The sequence below is a fragment of the Haloferax sp. s1 genome (assembly GCF_058382125.1).
Genome location: NZ_JBZRPK010000486.1, coordinates 1 through 5,653 on the forward strand (window position 1 = coordinate 1; position 5,653 = coordinate 5,653).

Annotated in this window: 6 protein-coding genes; 5 read left to right on the forward strand and 1 reads right to left on the reverse strand. The window is 58.0% G+C overall.

What is annotated here, in order from left to right; all coding sequences use genetic code 11:
• From QT222_RS07515 to QT222_RS07535, 5 genes are all read left to right on the forward strand, one after another.
• Window positions 1-365: hypothetical protein (locus QT222_RS07515; protein ID WP_491476801.1), on the forward strand; the 365-nt coding region annotated here is incomplete at its 5' end.
• 216 nt (window positions 366-581) lie between these two features.
• Window positions 582-821, forward strand: coding sequence for a DUF8028 family protein (locus tag QT222_RS07520; protein WP_491476802.1), 240 nt, complete (start codon window positions 582-584; stop codon window positions 819-821).
• A 235-nt stretch (window positions 822-1,056) separates the two neighbouring features.
• Window positions 1,057-1,446 (forward strand): winged helix-turn-helix transcriptional regulator, encoded by a 390-nt coding sequence (locus tag QT222_RS07525; protein WP_004060679.1) that lies wholly within the window; start codon window positions 1,057-1,059, stop codon window positions 1,444-1,446.
• 11 nt (window positions 1,447-1,457) lie between these two features.
• The gene (locus QT222_RS07530; RefSeq protein WP_179955385.1) at window positions 1,458-1,631 is read left to right on the forward strand and encodes a hypothetical protein; all 174 of its coding nucleotides are present in this window, start codon (window positions 1,458-1,460) and stop codon (window positions 1,629-1,631) included.
• A gap of 505 nt (window positions 1,632-2,136) precedes the next feature.
• Window positions 2,137-2,922, forward strand: coding sequence for a hypothetical protein (locus QT222_RS07535; RefSeq protein ID WP_491476803.1), 786 nt, complete (start codon window positions 2,137-2,139; stop codon window positions 2,920-2,922).
• A 41-nt stretch (window positions 2,923-2,963) separates the two neighbouring features.
• On the opposite strand, the gene QT222_RS07540 is transcribed toward QT222_RS07535, so the two are convergent.
• A partial coding sequence (locus QT222_RS07540; RefSeq protein ID WP_491476804.1) for a BGTF surface domain-containing protein occupies window positions 2,964-5,653 on the reverse strand: 2,690 nt, incomplete at its 5' end.

Consider the following 5,653-nt stretch of genomic DNA (forward strand, 5'->3'; position numbering starts at 1 on the left):
TCGACGGTAAGACGAGTATCGACTTCGAAGTCAGCTCGGATGCTGTCGAACTGACGGTACTCACTGCTCGCGATGAAATCGACTTCGAGTACGACGGCGATGGTGCTATCGAGTTTCAGGCTATCGGTGCCGATGCTGACACAGAGTTCGAATCCGAGGAAAAAGAAATCGATTACGACGGGAACTTGATAGATTTCGAGTGGAGAGAGAACGAAGAAGTCCAGATTGACGGTGACGTGAGGATGGAGTACAGAATCGGGGAGTTCGAATGGACTGGACACGAACTGACGTTCGAATGGGACCGGGCGGATAACGACTTTGAGGTAGAACGGGTCAACCGACGCATACCCGAAAGCGAGACGTAGCCTGGTAGCTCCGGAATTCGTCGCGTTCCTCTGGCGTCGCCAACCACGGATTACTGACGGAACCGTCGCCGTGAATGTTGGATTCTTTCTGGTAACTTGGTTTACATAGGTACGCTTGTAACGATTTTACACGTCGTATCTCGATGGTAAGTTCGTAAACCGTTATGCACCGCCGGACGAATCACTCAATAAAACATTACCCACCAGCAGTCGTATTTGACTATCGAGAAGATGGCGTATCAGGAACTGAAACTCTCGTTTCGCGGTCGGTACATCGTCCCTGTTAAACGGATGGTCCAGTGGTTTGCCTTTTGGGCAGCAGTATTCCTTCCGTTCGTCCTGTTGTTCTACCTTGGGCTGGGACTGGACACGCTTCACGAAGTAACCGTGTTCGCAGGCTTAGTTATGCTCAACAGTGCCGCGGTTTTCCTCGGTCACGAACATAACCGTTCGTGATTCCGTCGTCGACCCCTCCAAAGTGGCAACGGGGACAGTCTTCTCTTTTTCTCATTCGGAGCAGCTACGCTTTCAGTTAGCCTCTGCTTAGTCGGAATCGGAGTCCATACCTAAGCGCTTGGGTATCCAACATTGGTTCTTGGCCGTGGACCCGTGAAACTAGGCTCCATTCGGTGAGATGTGAAGGCTGCACTGCTTAGGGGAAACGGGTAGTATGTGTAACTGTGACACACCAATGAGTGTAGAAGCAAACTCTTTCGCCGACGAACCGACTGGCCTTGCCGACGCAATCGACCTCGCAAAGACACCATCGAGGGAAAGAGAGGAAAACCTTCTCACCGGAATGAGCGCAGTGATCGGACGCAAATGGCATCCGGTCATCGTCCGTCAACTACTGGAGGGTGGACCTTCCGGGTTCAGCGAACTCAAAGAACAGATCGACGGTATCTCCGGGAAAGTGCTCTCGGAGAACCTCAAAGATCTTGAGGGGCATCAGATCGTCGAACGGCGCACCGTCAGCACCCGCCCGCACCGCGTCGAGTACTCGCTTACCGAGCCGGGACGCGAACTTGAGCCGATGATCACCGCGATGCGTGAGTGGGGTCGAGAATACCTTCACACGTAATCAGTAGACCGATGAGTCACATAGAACCCGACCGCTCGGACGACGAACATCCCGAAGAGCCAAGACGACCAACCGATGTGGTTGTGGTCACGACCAAGAATGGGGACCACCTCCTCTACGAGGAAAACCAATCCACAGCCTGGATCAGCGCCGACAATGCCATCCCAATCAGTGAGGTGCAGTAACTCGTGTCGGCCCTGAACGGCGTAATCTAATTCTCTCTCGTCAGCACCGATAATCGACCCGAACAAACGGTCGACGACATACTCGAACAAACGGTCGACGACATACTCGAACAAACGGTCGACATCCTGATGAACAGGTACTCTGTCGGCCGGGGTTGCTGTGTGTTCAATGTCTGTTTGAGACACATCTGTAGACGTCCCCAGTTACAGCGAGACTGAACGAGTTACCAACTGGTACCTCTCTTCCAATTGCCAACCGAGTAACCGAGGACTCAACAACGAATATCACCTCCGTGTGTAAATGTTCAGTTGGCTACAAAACACGGTGACCGGAACATGCCGAGAACGAGTGAGTGAACGTGCGACCGTAACACCGTCAGTGGCAGGTTCACTCGGCGATTCTCCACGTAATCGCCCCTCTCGTTAGGCAGTCACGACCATGAGCAATACACCCCTGTTCACTAACGCCCCCCCTACCCCATTGCTGCTTGTACTGATAGTTGCTGTGGCCTCTGCGCCTGCCGCGGCCACGATTGACATCGCACTAGCGGACGGCGATGTCAACATCGAAGTCGCCGACGACAGCGCTGACGTCACGGGTGACGACTTCACGTTTGAGTTCCGCCCTAACCACACCACGCTTGAGGGCCACGACTACGAGTTCGAGTTCGGTGACGGAGTAGTCGTCGAAAGTGACGATGTCGACATCGAGTTCGATGAGACGGTCGACATCGAAAGCGACGACCTCGCGGTCAGAGCCGACGGACAGAGGATCGAAGTCGAGAGCAATGGCGAACAGATAGACATTGAGATCCGCGAGGGCGGCGACGCGGCCGATATCGTGGGCGACGGCTTCGACATCACGTTCGAGGATGACCACTTCGAAGTGTCGAGACACGACCCCGACCCTGACCTCGACATCGAAAACCGAAGCGACGAGGTTGAAATCGACGGTGACGAGTTCAATCTCGTGTTCGACGGTGAGCAGTTCGACATCGAAGGAGACCATCTCGAGGTCAGAATCGACGCGAACACCGGTCACATCCGCACCGAGACTGACGAGTTCGACATCGGGTTCGATGGCGAAGTCGTCGAGACCGAGACCGATGAGTTCGACATCGAGTACGACGGTGAGATTCTCGACGTCGGGAGCGGAAACTTCGACCTCGTGTTCGACGGTGGAATGCTCGAAGTCAGGAGCGAGGACGGTGGACTGACCATCGAACTCGACGACCAGGGTGCCACAGTTAACGTGGTGACGAGTGGTGTCGAGGCCGAAGCCAGAAGATGACAGGGGAAGTGTACTGGCGCGGCAGTTCCCCTCTCGATTCGTCACTTCTTACGGTTCCTCACGAATACGAATGTGACCACGAGAGTTCCAACGAGAACCGGAATGAATACGGTTCCTACCGGCCCAGTACCGCCAATCGAGCGGGCCGTGTCTTCCGGAAGAACGACCCGGTCTACGGTGCCTTCGGCGTCGGAACCAGTCTCCCGGTCCCGTAAGGGTGGGGATAACTCCGGCGGGACCGAAGATGCTACCGTCCCTGTCTTTTCCGGTTTCGTCGTCGGTTCGCCGGCTTGACCCTCTGATACGACCCTCACCGTCGTCGACTTGAGGAGCGTCGCCCCGCGCGAGGTGGCGGCGGAGGCGGCGAGTTCGAGCGTGGACCCGGTTGGCTGTCCAGCAAAGTCGAAGCTAGCACTGAACCGGCCGTTTTTCTCGACTGTGGCCGTCTTCTTTCGCACAAACTTGTCTTCCGTCTCCTTTGCTGACGCGACTGAGACGGTGACCTCGGTCCCCGGTGCCATCGATGTTGCACCCACAATCGTCTGATTAGCTGACGGAGTGACGGTCACCGTGTCGCGTCCGAATGTAGCAGACGGCTCGACGGTTTTGAATGCCGTTTGGATTACGTTTGGTTCGTCGCCGTCGGCGGGCCGGAGGCGCTCGTCGGTGACGGCGAACGTGGCCCGATACACAGCGTCGGGGACTGCGACCCCGGTTGTCGTACTGCCATCGGTGACTGTGGCCCGACTCGCGTTGATGACGACGAAGTAGTTGTCACGTCCGGGTGCCGGAACCAGTGTGACGGCATCGTTGGCGGTTAGGTTGTCCGTCTCCAGCCGTACGGCTGAACTATTTGTCTCAGTCGACTCCTCGTTGACACGGGTGATTACGAGCGCAAGTTCGTCACCGATGGCAGCGTCGAACGTGCTTCGATTCCGGACGAGTCCTTCGAGTCCGGACGCCTCGACCTGTAGAACGACCCAGTCGGTCGTCGCAATGGTTTGATCCGCTGAGAGTCGACCGGACCGGTCCAATGCGACGAGATCGACCATCTCGACGGTTCCATCGCCATCGACGTCCGGGTCGACTGAGCCGGGTGCGGTCAGCACCTGTATCTTATCCGTACTCCGTGTTCCAATCGAGAGTATCCCGGCGTCCGTCGGTGTCGATTCGGTGGTGCCGTCGGTCTGGGCGGCGACCCGAATCCGATAGCCACCGGGGGGTAGCGCGGCGTCCGACGTGACCTGATTACGGAGCGTCGCCGCATCGTCCGCATCGGCCGTCCACACGACGGGTGACACTGAGTCGGTGGCCCCGGCGGCCCGGGTATCGAACTCGACGATAACAACCCCGTCGCCATCACCGTCCGTCACTGCCGTGTCGGCCTGGTAGTCGCTTGCACCGCTCTCGATAGTGAGGGTTGCTGAGTCGGTCTCTCCAGCGATTCGAATCGGGAGCGTCGCGACGTCCCCGCGGTCGACGGAAACCGTGTTCGTCGCGAGGGCGGCGCGCGCTGATTCGGCGCTACTGGCGCCCTGCTGTTTCTCCGCGATGTCCGCCTGGTTCTCTCGGGCTTCGGCGCTACCGACCTTCCGAACCCGGTCGAACTGCATTGTCGCAGTGGCCCGAACTGTCGTGGTTGCGTCGCTCGCGTACTGCGTGACGTCGTACGTTACCCCCGGCGCTGGGACTGTACGCTGCGTGTCCTGTACGAGCGATATTTTGGCGATGACGTCCGTGTCCGCGTCGCCGGCATCGTCCCGAATGGAGACAGTGACAGTCCCGTCACTGAAGGACGCGGTGGCCGCCGCGGTATCTGCCCCCGGGGTGGCCTCGACGGACGTGATAGTCGTGCCAGCGTCTGTGGCGGCCGAGACGTCGATTTCGAACGTGTCTGTATCTCCCCCCCGTTCGACTTCGCCGCTGACTATCAGCTCCTGCTCTATGCCGTCATCGCCTGCCTCGACATCGGTTGCCCGAGCGACTGGGATGCGCGATTCCGGTGAGTCTATTCTGTTAGTGGCGTTTGGGTCATCCGGGACGGACTGCTCCGCTGCCTCGTCGTTCGATTCGGATTCTTCTTCTCCGGCGTGGCCGAGGCCGTCGTCTCCGCCGTCTTTGTCAGCCTCGGCGTGGTCATCCCCGGCGTGGTCGTCATCGTGGTCATCACCGAATTCGAAACCGTCTTCGTCATCACTGGAGTGGTCGTCATCGTCGCCGTCACCGAATTCGAAACTACCCTCGTCATCCGCAGCGTGACCATCCTCGTCGTCATCGAATTTGAAGCCATCTTCGGCAGCTTCGTCGTCTTCGCCTTCTTCGTCATCGGTGTGGCCTTCCTCATCCCCATCGTCACCGAATTCGAAGCTATCCTCGTCATCCTCCTCGTTATGTTCATCCTCGTCTCCGTCATCGAACTCGAAGCCGTCCTCGGTATCATCGTCCTCATCGACGTGGTCGTCCTCGTCGTTGCCGGTGTGGTCTTCTCCATCGTCACCGAACTCGAAGCTGCCATCGTCTTCGTCATCATCGACGTGATCATCTCCGTCGTCCTCGCCATCCTCGTCATCGTGCGTCGAATTGTCCGTCACGGCGACTCTCCCACCGTCATCAACACTACTTCCAACCGCTTCGAATCCGGCCCCGAGTAGCTGTTCGGTCCCGAAATCCGAGTCGGTCGGCACCGTATCCGTGGCCGTTACCGGCGGTGGGACGCTTCCGAGAAAACTGG